The sequence below is a fragment of the Streptomyces humi genome (genome assembly GCF_001005085.2).
In the GTDB taxonomy this organism is placed as follows: domain Bacteria; phylum Actinomycetota; class Actinomycetes; order Streptomycetales; family Streptomycetaceae; genus Streptomyces; species Streptomyces humi.
On the sequence record NZ_LBMU02000022.1, the window covers coordinates 98688 to 120096 of the forward strand.

Annotated in this window: 13 protein-coding genes; 4 read left to right on the top strand and 9 right to left on the bottom strand. The window is 72.6% G+C overall.

Annotation, left to right across the window (positions count from 1 at the left end; all coding sequences use genetic code 11):
* Positions 1-262 precede the first annotated feature (262 nt).
* Positions 263-1756, top strand: a complete 1494-nt coding sequence (locus tag AAW13_RS46640) for an RICIN domain-containing protein (protein ID WP_240528577.1) — start codon at positions 263-265, stop codon at positions 1754-1756.
* Positions 1757-1876: 120 nt separating this feature from the next.
* Here AAW13_RS46640 and AAW13_RS08990 read toward each other — a convergent pair whose 3' ends face one another.
* The 8 genes from AAW13_RS08990 to eccD all read right to left on the bottom strand — a co-directional run bounded on the left by AAW13_RS08990 (position 1877) and on the right by eccD (position 9982).
* The gene (locus AAW13_RS08990; protein ID WP_046731014.1) at positions 1877-2236 is read right to left on the bottom strand and encodes a hypothetical protein; all 360 of its coding nucleotides are present in this window, start codon (positions 2234-2236) and stop codon (positions 1877-1879) included.
* On the bottom strand, positions 2229-2651 hold the full coding sequence (locus AAW13_RS08995; protein ID WP_046731015.1) for a YbaB/EbfC family nucleoid-associated protein: 423 nt from the start codon (positions 2649-2651) through the stop codon (positions 2229-2231). The genes AAW13_RS08990 and AAW13_RS08995 overlap by 8 nt, the downstream gene beginning before the upstream one ends.
* 64 nt (positions 2652-2715) lie before the next feature.
* Positions 2716-5628 (bottom strand): AAWKG family protein, encoded by a 2913-nt coding sequence (locus AAW13_RS09000; RefSeq protein ID WP_046731016.1) that lies wholly within the window; start codon positions 5626-5628, stop codon positions 2716-2718.
* Positions 5629-5659: 31 nt separating this feature from the next.
* Positions 5660-6121 carry a type VII secretion system-associated protein gene (locus AAW13_RS09005; RefSeq protein ID WP_046731017.1) on the bottom strand — a complete coding sequence of 154 codons (462 nt, stop codon included), beginning with the start codon at positions 6119-6121 and terminating at the stop codon, positions 5660-5662.
* Between the two features lie 44 nt (positions 6122-6165).
* The gene (locus tag AAW13_RS09010) at positions 6166-6474 is read right to left on the bottom strand and encodes a WXG100 family type VII secretion target (RefSeq protein WP_046731018.1); all 309 of its coding nucleotides are present in this window, start codon (positions 6472-6474) and stop codon (positions 6166-6168) included.
* Positions 6475-6538: 64 nt separating this feature from the next.
* Positions 6539-6898: a hypothetical protein gene (locus AAW13_RS09015; RefSeq protein WP_046731019.1), complete on the bottom strand. Its 360-nt coding sequence runs from the start codon at positions 6896-6898 to the stop codon at positions 6539-6541.
* Positions 6899-7057: 159 nt separating this feature from the next.
* The gene (gene eccB, locus AAW13_RS09020; protein WP_046731020.1) at positions 7058-8563 is read right to left on the bottom strand and encodes a type VII secretion protein EccB; all 1506 of its coding nucleotides are present in this window, start codon (positions 8561-8563) and stop codon (positions 7058-7060) included.
* Positions 8564-8581: 18 nt separating this feature from the next.
* Entirely contained in the window at positions 8582-9982 is a 1401-nt protein-coding gene (eccD, locus tag AAW13_RS09025; RefSeq protein ID WP_046731021.1) for a type VII secretion integral membrane protein EccD, read from the bottom strand.
* A 402-nt stretch (positions 9983-10384) separates the two neighbouring features.
* On the opposite strand from eccD, the gene eccCa reads away from it, so the two are divergent.
* Positions 10385-14482, top strand: coding sequence for a type VII secretion protein EccCa (gene eccCa / locus AAW13_RS09030; protein WP_063777077.1), 4098 nt, complete (start codon positions 10385-10387; stop codon positions 14480-14482).
* Positions 14483-14843: 361 nt separating this feature from the next.
* On the opposite strand, the gene AAW13_RS09035 is transcribed toward eccCa, so the two are convergent.
* On the bottom strand, positions 14844-16040 hold the full coding sequence (locus AAW13_RS09035) for a S8 family serine peptidase (RefSeq protein ID WP_240528578.1): 1197 nt from the start codon (positions 16038-16040) through the stop codon (positions 14844-14846).
* A gap of 576 nt (positions 16041-16616) precedes the next feature.
* On the opposite strand from AAW13_RS09035, the gene AAW13_RS09040 reads away from it, so the two are divergent.
* Both AAW13_RS09040 and AAW13_RS46645 read left to right on the top strand, forming a co-directional pair.
* Positions 16617-19643, top strand: coding sequence for a hypothetical protein (locus tag AAW13_RS09040; protein WP_052768614.1), 3027 nt, complete (start codon positions 16617-16619; stop codon positions 19641-19643).
* Positions 19644-19721: 78 nt separating this feature from the next.
* Entirely contained in the window at positions 19722-21395 is a 1674-nt protein-coding gene (locus AAW13_RS46645) for a hypothetical protein (RefSeq protein WP_240528579.1), read from the top strand.
* Positions 21396-21409 lie beyond the last annotated feature (14 nt).

Here is a 21409-nt window from a genome sequence, read left to right on the forward strand (position 1 = left end):
TGCACGCTCATCGTCCGGCGACCGTGACCACGACCGCGGGCCCGGCACCCGCGACACCTGGCGCAGGACGGAACTCTCGTTCAGTTATACGCGTCGACATGTGTATCGAGTTCACGTGGTGTGGATGTGGTCCAGATGAGTTGTAACTCACACGTGCGATAGCCTGCGGCACACGGGTCCGTTATGCAGGTGTGGGACTAGGCACGTGTGCCGTAGCCCGGAAACACTGGACCCTGATCTGCGCTCCCTTGGAAGGAAGCACATGAAGTCTCCAGATCCGCCGCGGCCCGCCCGCGCGGCTCCGGCAAGTACCCCGGTCGTCGCGGGCGCGGCGGCCGGCGCGAGTCCGGGCGCCGTGGAACGAGGCGCCCCGATCGCCACGGAGTCGGTGACCGGCCCGACGACGTCAGCCGACCCCTCGGCGGGGCGGAGGAAGCCTTCGGCCTCGAAGCCCGAGAACACACGTGGTGCCCGGGAGACCGCGGCACGGTCCGGCGAGGCAGCCGTTCCCCGCACCCCGCTCGCCGGCCTCTCGTCCCTGACACGGCCGGGCACCCTGCGGCCCACGACGCCCGGCACGGGCGACGTGGACGAACCCGGGGTGAAGCCGGCCGGCACCACCGGGCCCGGCACCACCGCGGCCCGCGACGCAGCACCCGGCGCCACGGCGACCGGCGCCACGGCACCCAGCCCCACTGCGGGCCGCGCCACGGCTTCCGGCGCCACGAAGAAGGGGAAGAGTGGGGGCAGCGGGGCGGCAGCCGGTAGTGCCGCCGACCTCCTGGCCTCCGCCTCCGCCACGGAAACGGCCTCCGCCACGGAAACGGCCGGGGTCACCGGCGTGGCGGGGGCCACCGGCGTGGCCGGGGCCGCGGCGCGGAACGGACGTCGGGGTGCCCGTGCCCTGTTGCGCGGTACCCACCGCACCGTGCTGACCGTCGCGGCGGTCACCGGCGTCGTTCTGGTGGCGGGTGTCCTCGTGGGGCTGCGGGGCGGCGGCTCCGGCCACGCCAATGCCGGCCCCGACCCCGCTGCCACCCTGCTCGAGCCGGGTGGGGACGGCGGCGCCCAGGCGGGTGTGCCGGGGGCGCTGCTGCCGTCGTCGGGCCACCGGTCCGGTGCCACGCCGGACGCGGCCGCCGCGGGCCACACCGGCCACGGCCAGAGCGGTGACGGCAAGCACGCCGCGTCCGGCCCGGCCAAAAACGGCTCGCACAGCGCCGCTTCGGGTTCGTCGGCGGCCTCGTCGCACGCCGGCGACACCTCGGCGGGCCACGGCGCGTCGTCGTCGGCGACCCACCCCGCCGCCCAGGACACCCCGGCCGCCGCTGCCGCGACGACGGCTCCGGCCTCCTCCGGCGGTTCCAGCAGCTCGGGTGTGATGGTGTTCAGCCACGCCTCGCACCGCTGCCTCACGGTGGCGGGCGGCCAGGGCAAGGACGGTTCGCCACTGGAGATCCGGGACTGCTCCGGCTCCTCGGCGCAGAAGTGGACCTTCGCCTCCGACGGCACGATCCGCGCCTTCGGTCTCTGCATGGACGCCGCGGGCGCTTCGACGGCCAACGGTACGGTCGTCCAGCTGGCCACCTGCAACGGCGGGCCCGCGCAGCAGTTCCGGCTCAACGTCCGGCAGGACCTGACCAGCGTGCTCGCGAACAAGTGCGTGGACGTGAAGGACCAGCAGACCGCCAACGGCACACGCCTCCAGCTGTGGTCCTGCGCCGGCACCGACAACCAGAAGTGGTCCAGGAAGTAGGTCACGGCGGACGACCGGGCCGAGCGCACGGAAGGACCTCACCGCACGTCCGGTCGCCCGGCGTGGGGTGAGGTCCTTCGCGGTTCGCGCGGCGGTGCCGCGGACCCGTCGGCGGGTCCGTCAGACCCGGTGGGGGGTGGTGTGGACGTCGGGTTCGGGCAGGTCGCTGATCGCGTGCGTGTTGTCGTGCTGGGCGTTCTCGAAGCTCTTGCCCGAGTCGACCGTGAGGGCACCGGCGGCCGCCATGGCCCGCGCCAGGTCGAGGATGCCCTTGTTGATCAGGTTGTGGGCCGGAACGTAGTTCTGGACGTACTGGCTGCCGTACGAGTCGTTGCCCCAGGGCGGATCGCCCGGGTCGAAGGAGGTGTCGTCCCTGAACTGCTCGGCGGTGCGGTCCGTCATGTCAGCCACCTGGCCGGTGGCGTCGCCGCCGGCTTTGATGCGACTGGGATCGGCCGCGAAGAGGCTGCCGTCAGCCACGGCTGTCACCTCCCGGCCGTCGCGGCTTGAGGACTTCCTCCAGCGAGCCCCCGTCCAGGAGCCTGTCCAGGTCGACGCGGTCGAGGACCCCGCCGTCCAGACCGGTGGGCGCGGTGCCCCCCGCGGCCTGGATGACGGCCATGGCGCGCGAGGTCATCTGGGCCCGGGACGCCGTCATGGCCTCCAGGACGCTGGCCGCCAGCGCCTGCCCCGTCATCTCCTTGAACTTGTTGTTGGGGAAGCGCAGCCCCGACGGCGCCCCGTCGTGGCCCACCGTCACCTCGACGACGCCGTCCCTGGACCGGGCGGTGACGGAGATCGCCCGGATCTCCTTCCGGGCGTCGACGAGCGCCTGCCGCTGCTTCCTGAACTCGTCGAGAGCCTGCTGCTGTTGTTCCTGAAGTGATGAACTCATGGATTCTCCTGTGCCGGTGGGACCGCTCGCCGTGGAACGGTGCGACGCGCGGTTCGCGCGGGAGTCAGTGACCGATCGAGGCGGGCAGCCCGCCCTCCTCGGTGCCCCAGACGTCCTGGTTCCTGCCGGACCAGGCGGCGCTCTCGGTCGACTGCCGGGCGCCGCCGGCGGGGCCGTAGCCGGACTCGGTGGACGGACGGCGGGGGCCGAGGAGTTCGTCGGAGTCGGTCTCCTCCTCTTCCCACTCCGCCGGCTCCTCCGGGGCGGTCCGGGCGCCGAACGGTGACATGCCGTGCTGGACGACGGCGCCGTCCATGTCGTTGCCGTCGTAGAGGTTGCGTTCCCTGTCCCCACCGCCCTGGCCGCCCTGCTGGCCGCCCATGCGGTTCATGCCGGCCATCATCATCATGGGGGAGAGCAGCCCCATGGCGCTCTGGCTGTCCGTGCTCCCGGCCTGGGCCTGCGCACCCGCGGCGACGCCGGCCGCGGTGCCGCCGCCCAACGCCTCGGCGGCGGACTTGGCGGCTTCCGCGGCCGCCGCGCTCTCGGGGCTGGGAACCGACTGGAACCGGCCGTCCGACGTGGTCACCAGCCCGCTGCCGTCGGTGTGCTTGTACTCGGTGACGCCGTTGGGGTGGCTGGTGACGGACGTGCCGTCCGGCGTGTACGTGGTCTGGCCGCCGCCGCTGTAGGTGGGGATGTCGATGTGGGGTGTCGTGAGCGTCCCGTTGCCGTTCCCGCCCGGGTGGTCCGACGTGGCCTGGGTGGTGGTGATCGTGCCGTCCGGGTGCAGTGTCGTGGAGCTGCCGTCCGGGTTGTGCGTGACGATGTCACCCTTGCCGTCGACGGTGATGGTGCTGCCGTCCCCGGTGGTGATGCTCTTGCCGGTGTCCAGGTGGCTGGTGGTGGTGTGACCCTGGGCGTCGACGGTGGTCACGTCGCCGTTCGGGTGCACGGTGATCTTCGAGCCGTCCGGGTTGTCCGTGGTCAGGCTGCCGTCGGAGTTGACGTGCGAGACGGTGCCGTCGGGCGAGGTCAGCTGCGTGTTGCCGTCCGGGGTGACGATCTCCGACGCGCCGTTGCTGAACGTCGTCGTCTTGGTGCCGTCGGTGGCCGTCTGGGTCAGGCTGCCGTCGCCGTTGCGGGTGATGCTCGTGCCGTCCGGGTTGCCGAGCGACTCGCCGACCCCGAGATGGCTGGTGGTGGTGTTGCCCTGGGCGTCCACGGTGGTCACGTCGCCGTCGGGTGAGACGGTCCGGCTGGTGCCGTCGGAGAACGTGGAGGTGATGCTGCCGTCGGCGTTGCGGGTGACCGTGTTGCCGTTCGGGTAGGTGGTCGTCACACCGTTGCCGGTACGGGAGGTGGTGCTGCCGTCGATGTTGCTGATGGGCAGCCCGGAGCCGAACCCCGTACCTCCGCCGTCACCTGTCAGTGTGCTGGTGTCCGGCAGGCCGGAACCGAAGCCGCCGTTGCCGCTGATGTCCGGGATGTTCGTGGACTGGCCGTCCCCGCCGCCCAGTCCGCCGCCCAGCCCGTCGGTGAGGCCGCCGTTCCCGGAGGCGGAGAAGTTCGAGAACCCGCCGTTGCCGGTGAGGTTCGACAGACCGTTGCTGAGGCCGTTGCCGACGTTGTCGAGGCCGTCGCCGAGGTGGCTGAAGCTGTTGTTGAGGCCGTCCCCGAGGTTGTTGAAACCGTCGTTGATCCCGCCCCCGAGGTTGTTCAGTCCACCGCCGAGGTTGTTCAGGCCGTCGCCGAGCTTCTTCAGGTTGTCGTTGAGGCTGTTGTTGCTCGAGTCACTGGATTCCGACTGCACGTCCGAGGTCAGCGAGGAACTCGTGTCGGTGAAGGAGAAGGCCGGGTTCCACGACGAGTCGAGCACCCGGGACCAGTCCTTCTGGAGGGTCTCCAGTACCTGCCGCGAAGGGGCGTCCAGATTGGTCTCGACGTTGCTGGTCCAGCGCTGCACCGCTTCCTTCGCCGCGGCGTGCCAGGTGCCCGCGTCGGTGAGGCCGCCCCAGGTGATGTTCTCGCTGAAGCCTTCTTTGGTCTCGGCGACCGGAGCAGCCGGGACGTCCGAGAGGTAGTCCGGATCAGGGGTTCCGATGCGGCGGGCGTTGTTGTCGATGATCCAGCGTCCGATCTCGACGAACACCTGGTTGAGCACGTCCAGGGGATCGGCGGCGATCTGCTGCTGTGTGGTCGAGCCGTCCGGCAGGGTGGTGGTGACGGGTTTGCCCTGCTGCCAGTAGAAGTCGTTGTAGATCTTGTGCAGCTCGGTGTACGCCTTGTACAGGGACTCCTCGGCGCCGATCAGGTCGTCCCCGTGCAGCGTCTTGCTGACGAACCCCGTGGTGGGAGAACGGTGTTGGGGGCTGAAGCCCGGCGGCTGGAGCTGGGAGGTGTAGTTCTCGTACTTCTTGTGCAGATCGTCGACCAGCAGCCAGAACGCGCCGGCGGCGTTGCCCTTCCAGGACGCCTGCTCGCTGCCGAGCTGCTGCTTCCAGTCCGCCAGGACCGCGGTCTGCTGCTTGAAGAAGTCTCCCGCGGCGTCGAAGGACCAGGCGAGCTCGGCGAACGTGCTCAGCTTCACGCCGTCGACGTCGGGTGCGCTGTCTCCGCCGTCACCGATGTCGCCCTTGACGGAGGAGTGCTGGGTGAGCAGGTCGGACAGCACCGCGTTGGAGTTGCCCCAGTAGCCGTGGAACGCGGGACTGTCGATGTACGTGATGTCGACCCGGCATTTACGCACTCCGCCGCCGGCTGTGTAGAACTCGAAGTGGAAACCCTTGTTGGGGTTCTGCGGCACGATCCACGCGAAGAAGTCGTCGTCGCTGTCGAACGTCAGCCCGCCCCTCTTGAACGTGTAGTTGATCCAGGGCATGCCGCTGTCACCCGTGACGTCGGTGACGTCGGTGCGTTTGACCAGCGACCAACCGGTCAACAGGTGCAGGATGTCTTCCCAGCTCTGCACGGCCATGGTCGTCTTACTCCAGGGATGTCGTCAGTGGTCAGAGACCCAGGGAACTCTGGCCGTTGCCTGTGCCGGATCCGGTGGCCGTGCTGCCGCCGAGGGCCGTCTGGTAGTCGCCGATGGCGTTCATGAACTTCGCCGACTGGACCTGTGTGAGGTTGTGGGCCTGGGCGCTCTTCATGGTCGTGATGACGTTCCGCAGATCCGCCTGGAGCTTGGTGAAGGCGGCCTTGTGGTGGTTGAACACCTCGTCGATGGCGGTCGCGGCCTTCTTGGCGTTGTCGCAGATGTTCTTGCCGCCCGTCTGGTCGTCACTCGCCATCGGTCCGATCGCCAGGACCTGCGGCTTCTTGCTGACGTCGTAGAGCGAGGTCGGATGCGCGTCCGGCGAACGGATGTCGTCGATCTTGTGCAGGAAGCCGCCGACGTCCGTGTCGATGAAGTTCTGTAGGGCTGTGTAGTCCAGCTGCTCCAGATTGTGGTGCTCGCTGCCGGCCATGGGCGCCTTCCTGCCGCTTTGACGAGTGGGGAGGGTGGGTCAGGTCAGTGGACGGGGATGTTCGCGAAGCTCTCCTCGTTCCTGAGCGAGGTCTGGGCGTAGTTCTCCTTGTTGTCGTTCAGGATGATGATGAGGTTGTCCAGGCTGACCGTGAGCTTGTTGACGTTGTTGTCCCAGCCGGGCTGCACCTGGGTCGTGTAGACGTCCCGGTCCGGGCCGGACCACGTGTGCAGAGCGGGCCTGATCTCGTTCTCCAGGTCGTGCACGGCGTCGATGATCTTCTTGGTCTGGTTTTGCAGGTCCTCGATCGCGACCATGACCTGGCTGTGGTCCATGTAGATGCCGTCGGACACGATGTCTCCTCGGATGTCGAAGTGAAGGGCTGAAGCGGTGGGGCTGGTCCGGGAAGCCGGAAGGTCAGCCGGTCATCTGGTTGTAGGCGTTCTGCGAGATGGAGACGCCGGTCCCGTCGCCGGTGCGGACGTTGTGCACCGCGGAGACGGCGTGCTGCTGGGTGGCGGCCGAGCGCTGGCTGGCCTGCGTGAGCGTCTCCTGCATCAGCGAGCAGAGGTTGAGGATCTGCGTGCCCTCGTCGAGCCACTCGTCGAGCTTCTGGCCGAACAGCGCACCGTCCTCGCCCTGGTACGCGTGGGAGAGCGACGAGCGCTGGCCGTTGACCTCGCCCTGCGCCGCGATGATCTTGCGCTGGGCACTCTGTAGCGAGTCGATGACGCTGCCGTACGTGCGCGCCGATGACGCCTGAAGGTTGCTGCTCATGCTGCTCCTCGGGATGTGGTGGGATCCGACCAGGGCCTCCGGTGAGGTCGGTCGGCCGTGGTGGTGCGTGGCCGGAGGGGGTGCGTGCGTCGCACGGCGACCCCCGCACGTGTGAGACGCGAGATACGTGTCTCGCGGTTCACTCTAGCCGCTGCCGATTCACTGCGCGTCGGTCCCGGTCCCCTTGCGCTGTCCGCACGTGGGTGTGCCCGTGGTCGCCGGGTGGCCGGTGGCCGCCGAGGCCGGGGAGAGGTCGGGGCCGGTGGGCAGCATGTTCAGCAGGGCGGCCGGCAGGCCGTCGGCGGCCGAGAGGTCGTAGCCCAGGTCCGTGGCGGCGGACGCCGTCGGCACCCGGTACTTCACTCCGTTGTCGGTGACGAGGTAGGTGGTGGTTCCCGTGCCGCTGCCCGAACTGCTGAGCGCGCGCACCAGACTTCCGCTGCCCGGTGCCACCGCGATGCCGTCGACGGGCAGACAGGCGGGCGCCGACGCCTTCAGCGGCGGCAGGGCGTCGTCGACGACCGTCTTGCCGGACACCACGGTCAGCGTCACCCGGATGCTCTTGGCGCCCTGTGCGTCGAGGCCGACGCAGACGCCCGCGGAGTCGGGCACGCCCAGCAGGGCAGGCGGCCGGGCCGGAAGCTGCGCCCCGGCCTGCCGTACGGCGGTGGCGGAGGCCGAACCCGAGGCCGCCAGCGCGCCGCTGAGCGCCTGCGCCGACAGGACCACCTCCTTCGGCACGGCTCCCCCGTAGGCCTTCTGCCTGGTCCCGGGGTCACCGAGGGCCAGCGCCGCCTGGGTCGTGGTGATCGGGACCAGGCCGTCGTCGCCGAGCACGTAGTAGCGCTTCGCCGATCCCGGCGTCTGGACGGAGAAGACCTGCCCGACCCGGGTGGCCTGGCCGTCCAGGACCGGCCCGGTGGTGCCAGGTTCCGACACCGGCGGGGCCGCGAGGTCAGGGCCGGCGGGCACCGCGTCGAGGAACGCGGCGGACACGGAGGTGGCGCCGGCACCGCCGTAGCCGAGCGCCGCCAGCGCCTGCTGGCCGCCGGCCACCTTGAACCGGTTGTCCTGCCACAGCAGATAGGTGTCGCCGTCCGGCCCCTTCACCAGGACCGCCTGGTCCTCCCGGACGCCCGCGCCCTCCTGGGCGCTGTCCACGGCGAGCACCGTGAGCGGCTTGCGGGCCCCGGAGTCGGTGCTCGTGGTGGCGGCGCACACCTGCCAGGGGTGGGCGTTCAGGCTGTCCGCCGTGGGAAGGGAGTCCGGGGCGCCGGGAATGCCGACCTCACTGCCGTGCCTGGCCGCGCTCAGCGAGTTCGCGGAGACGGACACGGTGGTCATGTCCGCCCCCAGCAGCAGGCGCGCCGAGGGGTAGTTGAGCACCGTGTGCAGCCGGCCGTCGTACACGTACCGGGTGCCGGTCTCCTTCTCGACGATGAGCGCCTTGCCGCTCTCCCAGGTGGTGTTGCCGCCGGGTTTGACCAGACCGAACACCAGGGACCCGGCGGAGACGACGGCGGCGATCACCATGCCGTAGGTCATGCCGCGGTTGGTGCGCCGGGTGGGCGGTTCCGTCACGTCGGGGTCGGCGCGCAGCAAACCCGAGGTCAGCCGGGACACCAGGAACTGGTGCGCGATGACCTGGTCGCGTCGGGACTGCATGGTGACACCTCCTCAGATTCAGCCGAACAGGCCGCGCAGGCGCTGGTACACGTCCAGGACCCACAGGGCGAGGGGGAGCAGGGCGAGGGCCGCGCCGGACTGGAACAGGTCTCCCGCCCGCCCCCAGTACGGCAGCAGCCGACGGCCGGGCACCGTCCAGGAGACGACCGCGGCGAGGGCGGCGCACAGCAGCAGCGCCGCGATACCGAGGAGTTCCCCGGGCCGGCCGTGCCGTACCGCGAGTTCGGTGACCAGCAGGACCGTGCCGATGCCCGCGGGCACGCTCAGCGCGATCCGCTGCCAGGACGTGCCCAGGCTCCGTCCGTGCAGGCCGAGCAGGACCGCGAGGACCACGGAGGTGACCGTCTCCGGCAGGCCGGGGTGGCGGGCCAGCGCGGCGAAGGCGGCGAGGCAGACCACGCCCACCGCGCCGTACAGGCCGGTCATCCACCGGTCGACGGCGGCGCCGCCGCTCGCGACGTCGTTCTCGGTGCGCGGTTCGATGCCCTCCTGGAGCTGGTCCGGGGTGGTGGGCAGCGGGGGCAGGCGCAGACCCGAGAGCGAGAAGGACATCATCGGGATGAAGGCGCCGAGGAGGACGGCGGCCGCGGCGACGGCGGCGGCGGCCTGGTGCGCGGAGACGTCCAGCGCCACCATCAGGCTGCCGCCGAGCACGGCCGCCAGCGACAGCACCCCGCAGGACGCGAACACCACGGGGTAGCCGGTGACCACCGCGGTGGCCAGGACGAGTCCCACGCTGCCCGCGGCGCCCGCGGCGAGGAGATGGGCGCCGACCGTCCGGGCCGAACCGTCCCCGGCCCGGCCGCCACCGACCAGCAGCAGGCCGGCCGCCGCCAGGAAGGCCGCGCCGAACAGGCCCAGGACCACACCGCCCTGCGGGTCGTCCAGGACCCGGGCGGCCGAGCCCGCCCCGGAGAGCGTCAGCAGGGCCGCGCCCGCGGCGAGGGCCACCCGGTCGCCGGCGGCGCCCTTCGACGTGACGAGCAGCACCAGGCAGCCGAGCAGGGCCGCGGCCATCAGCACCCGCAGCACCCACCGGCTGACCTGCGGGGTCCAGGCGTGCGGCAGGTGCTGGACCACCGCCGAGACGGCTTCCAGGAGGCTGTCGTAGCGCACCGGGGGCAGGGCCTCGGTCCCGGGGCTCAGTACCAGCGTCTCGCCCTCGCGGAGGTCGAGCGACTCCGGGGTGCCCTCCAGGTCCAGCGGATGCCCGCCGAGGCGTTGCAGCACCCAACCGCCGTGTTCCAGGCCCTGTTCGGCGAGGTCCTCGCCCGCGTGTCCGGCGATCACGGGCAGCAGGTCGGCGATCGGGACGTCGGCCGGGACGGCGAGGTCCAGTGTCTTCTCAGGGGCGCGCACCGTGAGACGGCACAGCCCGTTCAGTGAGCCTTCGCTCATGGGGGCAACAGCCTTCCGAGGGGAGATACACGGCCGTGCCGCCACGTGCTCCGCGGAACATGTGACGGCAGGGCGAGGCGGGCGGGGACGCCGCTCCGTCACGGCGTGGGCGTCACTGTGCCGGGAGAAGCGGGGCGGTCGAGGCTACCGATGCCTTCGTCAGAAACACCTGACAGTCAGATACTCTCATGGCCGGAAGCGTTTCATCACCCGAGCCCCCGGCGGCACACGTGTTCACGGATGGCTCCGATGCCGCCGCGGCCCGGAGCCAGGACCGTCCCGGGCGGAGGTGGGACATGACCGTCCCCGCTGTGGTGAGCCCGCTCTCCAGGCCCCTCACCGCCGTTGCCCCGGGGCCCTGTTGACCGCCCTGTGCACAGTTGAAGGAGAGCCCAGTTGAGTGTGGTTTTCTTCCGGAGGCCGGCCCGCCGCCGGGGCCCGGAACTGCCCGACGGAGAGCTGACGCTCCAGGAACCACCGACGCTGGCGGAGGCGACACCGTCGTCCGCGGCCAACATGCTCACCTACCTGCCGATGGCCGGTATGTCGGTCGGTATGGTGCTGCTCTACACACGTATCGGCAGTGGCACGGGCCCGGTCATCTATCTGGTGGTCGGACTGATGCTGCTGTCGATGATCATGATGCTGGTGGGGCAGCTGGTGAAGTCCGGCTCCGAACGCAAGCAGAAGATGCAGGGTGTCCGCCGTGACTACCTGCGTTACCTCGGCGGGGTGCGGCGCCGGGTGCGGTCCGCGGTCGCCGCGCAGCAGCGCGCGCTGGCCTGGCGGCACCCCGAGCCCACCGCCCTGTGGTCGTTCGCGCAGACGACCCGGCTGTGGGAACGCCGCACCTCAGACGAGGACTTCGCGGAGGTGCGGGTCGCGGTCGGTGAACAGCGGCTCGCGATGCAGCTGGTCAACAGGACGGCGAAGCCGGTCGAGGACCTCGACCCGCTCTCCGCGCACGCGCTGCGCGCCTTCATCAACGCCTACTCCACGGTCCCCGGCCAGCCCATCGCGGTCTTCCTGAGGGCGTGGTCGCGGGTGATGTTCCGGGGCGAGCGGGAGAAGGTGCTCGGGACCGTCCGGGCGCTGCTCGCCCAGCTCGCCGTGCTGCACACCCCGCAGGACCTGATGATCGCCTTCTGCGTGGCGCCGGAGAACCGCGCCGAGTGGGAGTGGTCGAAGTGGCTGCCGCACGCCCTGCATCCGAAGGAGTCCGACGGCGCGGGACCGGCCCGGCTGATCACCTCGACCCTCGCGGAGCTGGAGGACCTGCTCGGCGAGGAGCTGACGGACCGTGGGCTCTTCGAGGCGGGCGCCTCCCCGAGCAAGGACGAGCCGTACGTGGTCGTGGTGCTGGACGGCGGCCAGGTGCCCGCCGGCCACCGCTTCGAGCGGGCCGGGTACCGCAACGTGGTGGTGCTGGACGTCTCCGAGGGCCTGGCCTGGAAGCCCGGCCGGACCGTGCTGCGGCTGCTGGTGGAGGAGTCGGAGGAGGCCGCGCGGCCGACGGGGACGGCCGCGTCCGGCACGGCGAGCGCGGGGACGCCCGCGTCCGGCACGGCGAGCGCGGGGACGGCCGGAACGTACGACGAGGTGAAGATCGTACGGACCGATCGCAACCGTAAGGAGACCGCGATCCCGCTGGGCCGGGCCGACCGGCTCGGCCCGGCCGCCGTGCGCGCGCTCGCCGCCCACCTCGCGCCGATGCGCACCGGCGCGACCGCGGAGGCCGCGCAGCCGCTGGCCACGGACATCCAGCTCACCACCCTCCTCGGCATCACCGACCTGCACCGCTACTCCCCGCAGGAGTACTGGGAGCGCCGCACCGGCCAGCACAGGCGGCTGCGCGTGCCCATCGCCGTCGGCGCCGACGGCCGCCCCGTCGAACTGGACATCAAGGAGTCCGCCCAGGACGGCATGGGCCCGCACGGCATGCTCATCGGCGCCACCGGCTCCGGCAAGAGCGAACTGCTGCGCACCCTGGTCCTCGGACTCGCCCTCGGCCACTCGTCCGAGACGCTGAACTTCGTCCTCGTCGACTTCAAGGGCGGCGCCACCTTCCTCGGCTTCGACGCGCTGCCGCACACCTCCGCCGTGATCACCAACCTGGCCGACGAGGCCGCGCTGGTGGACCGGATGCAGGACGCCCTGCGCGGCGAGATGCAGCGCCGCCAGGAACTGCTGCGCAGCGCCGGCAACTACACCTCCGCGCTCGACTACGAGAAGGCGCGGGCCGCCGGAGCGGACCTGGAGCCGCTGCCCAGCCTGCTGGTCGTCGTCGACGAGTTCAGCGAACTGCTCTCCGCGCACCGTGAGTTCATGGACCTGTTCGTGGCCATCGGCCGCCTCGGCCGGTCCCTCGGCGTCCATCTGCTGCTCGCCTCGCAGCGCCTGGACGAGGGGCGCATGCACCAGTTGGAGAGCCACCTGTCGTACCGGATCGGTCTGCGGACGTTCTCCGCGATGGAGAGCCGGGGTGTGCTCGGCGTGCCGGACGCCTACGAGCTGCCGTCCCAGCCCGGCGCCGGTTACCTGAAGAGCGGTGTGGAGCCGCTCACCCGTTTCCGCGCCGCCTACGTGTCGGGTGCCTACCGGCAGCGGGTCGGGGCGCTCGCCCAGGAGAAGATCGCCGGCCAGGTGGTGCCCTGGACCGGGGACTGGGTGAACGCCCGGGAGACACCTGAGGCCGAGGCGCCGGAGCGGGCCGCCGGCCCGGACACGGAGGACGAGGACGACACCAGCCTGATGGCGGTCGCCATCGACAAGCTGCGGGACGCGGGGCCGCCCGCCTACCAGGTGTGGCTGCCGCCGCTGGGCGCACCGCCCACTCTCGACGCGCTGCTGCCGCCGCTGGTCCCGGACCCCGGACTCGGGCTCAGCACCGTCGACTGGGAGGGCCGCGGCAGGCTGCGGGTCCCGCTCGGCATCGTGGACAAGCCGTTCGAGCAGGTGCGCGACCTGCTGATGGTGGACCTCAGCGCAGCCGGCGGCCACGTGGCCATCGGCGGCGGACCGCAGAGCGGCAAGTCCACCCTGATCCGCAACCTGATCACCGCGCTGGCCCTCACCCACACCCCGCGCGAAGTGCAGTTCTACTGCCTGGACTTCGGCGGCGGAGCACTCGCCTCGCTGGCCGGTCTGCCGCACGTCGGCGGTGTCGCCGGCCGGCTGGAGGGCGAGCGGGTGGGACGCACCCTCTCCGAGATGACGACCCTGCTCGCCCACCGCGAGCGGCTCTTCCTGGAACACGGCATCGACTCGATGGCCACGCTGCGGCGCCGCCGGGCGGCCGGCGAGTTCCCCGAGGAGCGGCACGGCGACGTGTTCCTGGTGATCGACGGCTGGCAGACCGTCCGGCAGGAGTTCCAGGACCACGTCGCGGTGGTCAACCAGCTCGCCACCAGCGGCCTCAACTACGGCATCCACGTGGTGACCTCGACCACCCGCTGGGTCGAGCTGAGCGCCGCGGTGCGCGACCAGTCGGCCACCAAGCTGGAGCTGCGGATGGGCGACGCGCTGGAGTCCATGATCGACATCCGGCTGGCCAGGAACATCCCGCGCATTCCCGGCCGGGGCCTGACGGTCGACTCCAAACTGCACTTCCTCACCGCGCTGCCGCGGATCGACGGGGTCGGTGACGCCGCCGACCTCGGTGACGGCGTCGCCGACCTGGTGCGGGCCGTGGCCGAGGAGTGGCAGGGGCCGGCCGCGCCGCCGGTGCGGATGCTGCCGACGAGGCTCGACGCCCGCGAACTGGCCCCGCCACCCGAGGGACGCCGCTTCCAGATCGCGCTCGGCGTCGAGGAGAAGGAACTGGCACCGGCCTGGCACAACTTCGCCGACACGCCGCACCTGGTGGCCTTCGGCGACACCGAGTCGGGCAAGACCAACCTGCTGCGCCTGGTCGCCAAGGCGGTCACCCGGCAGTTCACCCCGGCCGAGGCGCGCATCCTCGCCGTGGACTTCCGCCGTGAGCTCGTCGAGTCGGTGCCGGAGGAGTACCGGCTGGGGCACGCGGTGTCGGTGGACCAGCTGGACGAGTACGTCAAGGGTGTGGCCCGCGCGCTGAAGACCCGCACCCCGGGGCCGGAGATCACCCCTGCCCGGATGCGGCAGGCCGACTGGTGGGCGGGGCCGCGGCTGTTCCTCCTCGTCGACGACTACGACCTCGTCGCGACTCCCGTGCGCACGGTCTTCGAGCCGCTGCTCGAACACCTCCCGCTCGGTTACGAGGTGGGCCTGCACGTGATCCTCACCCGGTCCGCGGCGGGCTCGATGCGTGGCGTCAACGACCCGTTCGTACGACGTCTGCTGGAGGTCAACGCGCCGGGTCTGCTGCTGTCCTGCCCGCCCAGCGAGGGATACGTGTTCGGCAACGTGAAGCCGCGGATCCTGCCGCCCGGCCGCGGCAACTACATCACGCGCCGCAGCGTGACGCAGATCCAGACGGCGGTTCTGGAGGACGAGACGGCGGAGGTCCCGGCCGGCCGCTGAGCATCCGGAGGGGAAGCGGTTCGGCGGCGCAGGCGAGGGCCGGGACGAGCGGTGGTTGCCGCTCTCCCCGGGCCTCGCCGTGGTTGCCGCTCTCCCCGGCCTCGCCGTGAATGCCGCTCTCCCCGGCCTCGCCGTGAATGCCGCTCACCCCGGGCCTCGCCGTGAATGCCGCTCTCCCCGGGCCTCGCTGTGCGGATCCCCGCCTCAGGCCGCGCTGGTCCGCGGGGCAGGCCTGGCACGGCTGTGGTTTTTCGCCGTTGTGGTCCGTGGGTCAGGCCTGGCTCGGTTGCGGCTTCTCGCCGTTGCGGTCCGTGGGGCAGGCCTTGCTCGGCTGCGGTTTTTCGCCGTGGTCGTCCGTGGGTCAGGCGGGGTTTCTGCCGGTTCGTCGTCGGGACGTGCGGAGGCGGGCGACGGTCATCGCACCGGCCGTCAGGACGCCCAGCAGCAGACAGGCCCCGGCCAGCGCCCAGGCACGGGGGACGAGACGGCTCGTCGGCGCCGGCTCGGGCAGGTGCAGCGCGGGGTCCGGGGCGGCGGACGGCGCCGCCGTCGGCAGCACCGTGCTGAGCGCCGCGGAGGGATCGAGCAGCGGCACCGAGGCGTGCGCGGCGGTCGCCTCCAGCCGGGTGGCGGTCTGGGCCGCGGTGAGATGCGGCAGGTGGGCCCGTACCAGCGCGGCCGTGCCGGCCACGAACGCCGCGGCCACGGACGCGCCGTTCGCGACGTAATTGCCCGTGCCCTTCGGTCCGATCCCGGTGATTCCGTCGCCGGGCGCGGCCAGGTCGGCGTGGACCGGCTGCGGGACCCCGTCGGGGTGGGCGCCGTTGATGTCCACGTCCAGCACGGAGACGACGCCGTCCGCCGCGGCCGGCCAGTAGGAGGCGGGCGGCGGCTCGGAGGACTGCCCGGAGCTGCTCTCGGGCGCGGTGTCGGGCGCGGCCGGGGCCACCACGAGCACGTCCTTGGCGGCGGCGTGCTCGAGGGCGGCCCGGAGCGGGGCGGTGTCCGCGGACAGGGCGGCCGAGACGTCCACCACCTTCGCGCCCGCCGCGACCGCGGCCTCGATCCCCTGCGCCACCAACTCGGCGCTCGGCCGCCCCCACTGGTCCGTGCCCCGCTCGGCGACGACGCGTGCCCCGGGTGCCACTCCCGCGAACCCGCTGCCGGGCACGGCCGAGGCGGCGATCACCCCGGCCAGGAACGTGCCGTGCCCCACACAGTCCTGCGCGGCGGCACCGGCGGCGTGGACCCGCCCGGCGAGCCCGGCGGCCTGTGGTGCCACCCCCGTGTCCACCACGCCGACCAGGACGCCGTCGCCCCGGGTGTACTTGTTGGCCTGCGCCACGTCCAGACTCAGCTGCGCCCAGGGAGTGGCGCCCACCTGAGTGGGCGACACCTTGGCGCAGGTACCGGACTCGGGATCGACCGAGGAAGGTGTGAGCGGCAGCTGGGGGCCCGCCGAGGCCGACGCGGAGGGGGACGCCGTCGCGTCCCCGGCTGCCGAGGCACCGACCGCCGGAGCCACCGCCAGTACCGCCCCCAGGAGCGGAGCCAGCACCGACAGGCGCGGCACACCTGACCCGCACACCGGCCGGAGCCCGGCGCGACCTGCTGTCCGGGGGGCACGGGCGGGACGGCGGAGGAAGGGGCTGTCGTCGGTCATGTCATCCAATTCCCTGGCCGAGTGTGACCGGTTGGCACGCCATGTGGCAGGCGGGGGCGGGCAGGAACGAAGGCACGGGCGGAGACCGACCGGCCCGGGGCGGGCGTGTGCGGCCGCCGTGTCCCGATGGGCGGGGACCAGAGGACATGCTAGTCAGCGTCGACGACCGCTCGACGCGACATGTGACGATCGTGTCCCATGGGGGACACCCGGAACCCGCTCGTCGGTGCCAGCGGGTAAGCTGCGCGCAAGAGATACGTGTGGCAATGGGCGGCGTCGCCGAACCGCATGTCACTACTTGAGAAACGTACCGCAGAACGACTGACTTTCCGTTCGGTGCCGGACCGGCACCGGTCCGCTGTCACCGCCAGGTCACTCGCCGGGCCGGGGCGCCCGCCCCCGCCCGTCCCGGCCGGATGTGACCGCGAACTGTGAGGATCGCCTGACCGCCGTCCTCGTGAGGAGTGTGTGATGATCCGGCGCGGCACCGGCCGGCGAGGCGGAACCACCGACCGCAGCGCGGTTACCCGCCTGACGGTCACGCGCGCCCGTGAGCACGTCCACCTGGTCCACACCGGCGGCACCCCGCCGCAGCGGCTCGCCGAGATCGCCGACTGGCTCGGACCCGCCCGCCCCGACGAGGCCGTGGTCCTGGTCGGGGCCGCCCTCGGCACCGACGGCGTCGAGGGTTTGTGCGAACGACTCGCCCCCGTACTCGGGGAGTTCAAGGACGAAGAGGTACGGCTGCTGCGGCTGGTGATGTCGGCGGGAGCCGACGAGGCCGACGGCCGCCCTTCCACGGCCCGGCTCCTCTGCGAGCGCTGGGCACTCGACGTGCTGGCCACCGCCGGGCCCGCCGTCGTAGTCCCGGACGGCACCCTCTTCTCACCCGACCTGCCCGACGCCCCCGGCGGCTGGTGGCACTTCTCCGTGGGCGACGTGCCGCGGCCCGTGGGCAGCCGGCTGCCGATCCCCGACTGGGAGTCCGCACTGGAACGGCTGGACCTGGACGCGGTTCCCGACCACGTCGTCGAGCCGGTGCCCGCAGGCCTGATGATCCGTCCGACCGGTACGCCCTCCGCCGCCGTGCACACCCTGCCGTACGCCGTCCCGCCCGACCCGGACCGGCCGCACCTGCTCGTCGACGCGCCGGGTGTGTCCGCCGCGGGGCTGGCGACGGTCATCGCCGCGCTGCCGGGACGCGTGCGCAAGGACATCCGGCTGCTCTCCCTGGACGGGCGCTCCCTGCTGGAGACCGGGCAGGAGGTGGCGGACCTGCTGGGCACCGACGTGCACGTGGCCAACGGCGTTCCGGTGGTGGTCGAAGGCGGGGAGGCGGGTGACGGAGCGGCGGGCGACGGCGCGGAGGGCACGGCCTCGACGGAGCTGTACCTGGTCGACGGCGAGGGCACGCCGGCCTGGCGGCCGTTCGCGGAGACACTCACCTGCGCGCCGGCGACGGACGGGCGGAGGCAGGGCACGCGGGTCACCTCGTGGCGTGCCCCCGCCGCCCTGCTCGAGGGCACGGAGCACGATGCGCTGCCGTTCGGCCGGACCTGGAAGGTGGCCGTCACCCCCGCGGGGCTGTGGGCCGGGCCGCGCAGCGGGGAGCCGCCGCTCGTCGCCGCGACCCGCACGGCCGGTGCGGACACCGTCGCGATCGAACTCGGGACGCCGCGCCGCGCCCTCGACGACGCGCTCTGGCCGAGCCTGGACCGCCTGTTCGGGGAGCTGGAACCCGAGGTGCGGGAGCGGGCCGTGGTCCACGTCCACGGAGTTCTCGGCCGCAACGGCATGGAGAACCTGCGACGGCTCACGGTCCGTCACGACTTCTCCCTCATGCCGCAGTCGAGGGAGGAGGCGGAGACGGAGGAAGGTGCGCCGGCCTCGGCTGTCACGGCTGTCGCTGCTACCACGGCTGCCTCGGTTGTCACGGCTGCCTCGGCTATCGCGGCTGTCGGCGCCGAGGTGTCGGCGGAGGGCGAGGTGTCGGCCGTGGGCGAGACGGGCGTGCGGTCGGTGTCGTCGTCCGGCGCCGAGGCCTTCCCGTCCCTGGGGCGGACGCCTGCGGTGGAGGAGCGGGAGCAGGTGCCCGGGGCCGCCCCGCGGGCCGCCGGACGGGCGTTCACCGAGCGCGAGGCGGTGGACGGGACGGCGAGGGACGCACGGGAACTGCCCACGCGTACCGGCACTTCGGAACCGGCTGCGACGAGCGCGCCGTCCCCGACCACTGCTGCCGCGCCGACCCCGTCCCCGACCACTGCTAGCGCGCCGACCCCGTCCCCGAGCATTGCTGTTGAGCCGGGGCCGTCCTCGTCGGCTGTCGGTGCTTCGGCTTCGGCGACCGTCGTGGAGCGGGCTTCCGCGCGGCCGGAGGAGCAGACGGCGCCGACGTCCCTCGGCCGCCCCGCCCCGGCCTCGTCCACCGCCCCGTCCTCCGCCCCGAACTCGGCCTCGTCCACCGCCCCAGCCTCTGCCCCGAACTCGGCCTCGTCCACCGCCCCGTCCTCCGCCCCGAACTCGGCCTCGTCCACCGCCCCGTCCTCTGCCTCGGCCTCCGCCCCGAACGCGGCCTCTTCCTCTGCCCCGGGCTCGCCTGCGGCGGTGGCGGTGACGGGGGGCGCGTTCCTCTCGGCGCCCGTGCAGGAAGTCCCCGTGGCGCCGTCGGCCGTGGTCGGTGCTTCGGCTCGGGCGGACACTCCGGCCGTGCCGGCCTCGACCGCCTCGTCGGCGACGAAGGAACCGACCGGGAGCGCCGGTGCACCCGCAGCGCGGGCCGGTCGGGGCGACGGTCCCGACCACGAGAAGCTGCGCGCTCATCTCGGCCCCTTCTGGAAGCAGCACCGTGCGGCGGTCGCGCAGATCACGGAACGCCTGTTCGCGGCGAACCCGCCCGCGCAGTCCGAAGTCACGATCGCGGAACTGGTGGCCGTCCACGTCTACATGACGGCAGTGGACGACGGGCAGCTGCGGGCCGCCCTCGCGCAGGGCGACGACCAGAGCCGGACGCTGCTGAGCTGCCTGCGGTCCGGCATGCGCCGGCTGCCCTCCTACCGAGGCGCCACGTCGAGCACGGCCGCCGAACTCGTCTCGCGCGTCACCCCGGAGGCGGTGGGCGAGGAGTGGACGGGGACCCTGCCGGTCCGCGCGGTCTCCGTGGGACGTACGTACCCGGGCCCGGCCACCGACCACGTGCTCATCTGGTCGGTCACCGGCCGTCGTACCGGCACCCGCCCCGGCGACGACGGCCAGGACATCCTCTTCACCCGGGAGTCCAGGTTCCGGGTCCTCGGCGTCACCCGGCACGGCGCGGCCACTGTCGGGCTCCTCCAGGAGCTGCCGCAGCAGGCGCACGCCTCCTCCCCGCAGCTGGACGCGGCCCTCCTCGAGCGGCTGCGGGCCGTGCTCGACCTGCCCGCCGCCGAGCCCGGACGAGATGCCGGTCCACCGCCGGCACAGCGCTCCGGACCGGTGCCCTTCCCGAACCCGGAGGCCTAGCCCCCGGCCCTCCGGACAACACAGCCGGCAGTCAGTCCCCACCAGCCCCACACCCAGCGTCCCGCCCCGAGGAGCGTCATGTCCCCCAGAACGCCGAGGCCCACCGCCGAACCGATCGCCACCACCGGCACCGCCCACGCCGGCCGGCGCGTGCGCCGCGCCGCGGCGCTGCCCATGCCCGACGGCGCGAGCATGACGCCCCTCGCCCCGGCGGATCCGCTCGGCGCCGGGAACGACGAGAGCACGCTCCGGTCCCTCTCCTCGGTCCTGGCCGCCTCCCGCACCGTCCCGAGCGAGCCGGAGTCCGACCCGGCCGCCTGGCGTCCGCGCGGCAGGGACGAGGCCGGCCAGGAGCCCGCCGCCGGTGCCGAGGGCGCGGCAGCCCCGGCGGGCCCGCCGCAGCGCCGTTCGGGGTCCGGCCGGCTGACCTCCAAGGTCGCGGAACGGCCCTTCCTGGTCGCCGCCGCCGTGGCGGGCGCGGTCGTGGTCGCCACCCCGTTCCTGACGTCCAACGCCAAGGACCACACGACGACGTACGAGGGTCTCGGCAAGGCGGACCCGGTGGCGGTGGAGGGCGGCGGCGCCCCCGACCGGCACCCGGACGCCTACCCCAGCGAGATGCCCCTCCAGGACTCCGCCACCGGCGGTGAGACGACGTCCGCCGACAACCTGCTGGACCCGGACGCCGGGGCCTGGCACGGTGCCGGGGGCGCCGCCGCGGCCGGTGACACCGGGACGGCGTCCGACTCGGCGCAGGTGCCAGGCGTGCTGGCCGCGGACGGTTCCGGCTCCGGCGCCGACACCCCCGCCCCGGGTACGGCGGTGGCGGCAGCGGACACGGCGGGCCACCCGACGGCCGCCGCGGCCGCGAAGGGCGCCACCGCGAAGGAGGCCGACGCGCCCGGGCCCGCCGCCGCGAGCACCAAGACCACGGACCCGACCGACGCCGCCAAGACGCCCGCCAAGACGCCCGTCAAGACGCCCGCCAAGACGCCCGTGAAGACGACGGTCATGGCCGCCGCCAAGCCCACCACCCCCACCACCACGAAGTCCGACACGACCACCGACACCGCCCCGGTCGCGGCGCGGGCGGCCTCGACGGCGGCCACCGGTGCCGCCACGACGACCAAGCCCACGGCGGCCGGTGAGGCGCTGACGCCGGTGGACGGCGACGCCTCCGCCCCGTCGTCCGCAGACAGCACACGGGCGAGCTCTTCCTCGGCGACGGACACCACCGCGACGGACACCACCGCGACGGACACGAAGGCGGCCGACACCACCGCGACGGACACGAAGACGACGGACACGAAGGCGACGGACACGAAGGCGGCCGGCGGCACCGCCGCGGCGGTCGGTGCCTCGGCCGGTTCCGCTGCCGCCTCCGACCAGACCACGAAGGCGGACCCGGCCCCGCAGTGGAGCACCAAGGTCTTCACCTCCGCCTTCACCCTGCGCTCCGGGGAGTCCGTGAACTCCGACCGGATGCGGATCACCATGCGCGCGAGCGGTGACCTCGTCATCTCCGACGAGAACGGCACCGTCCGCTGGTCCTCCCACACCACCGGGGAGAACAACTACGCCACCTTCAAGGCCGACGGCGAACTCGTCGTCCGGTCCGCCTACCAGCAGACCCTGTGGTCCTCCCGGACCGGCGGCCACAGCGGCGCCGAGCTGGTCATCCAGAACGACGGCAACGTCACGATCCTGAGCTCCGGCGATCAGACCCTCTGGGCCGCCGGCACCCAGCACTGAGCCCACCGCGAACA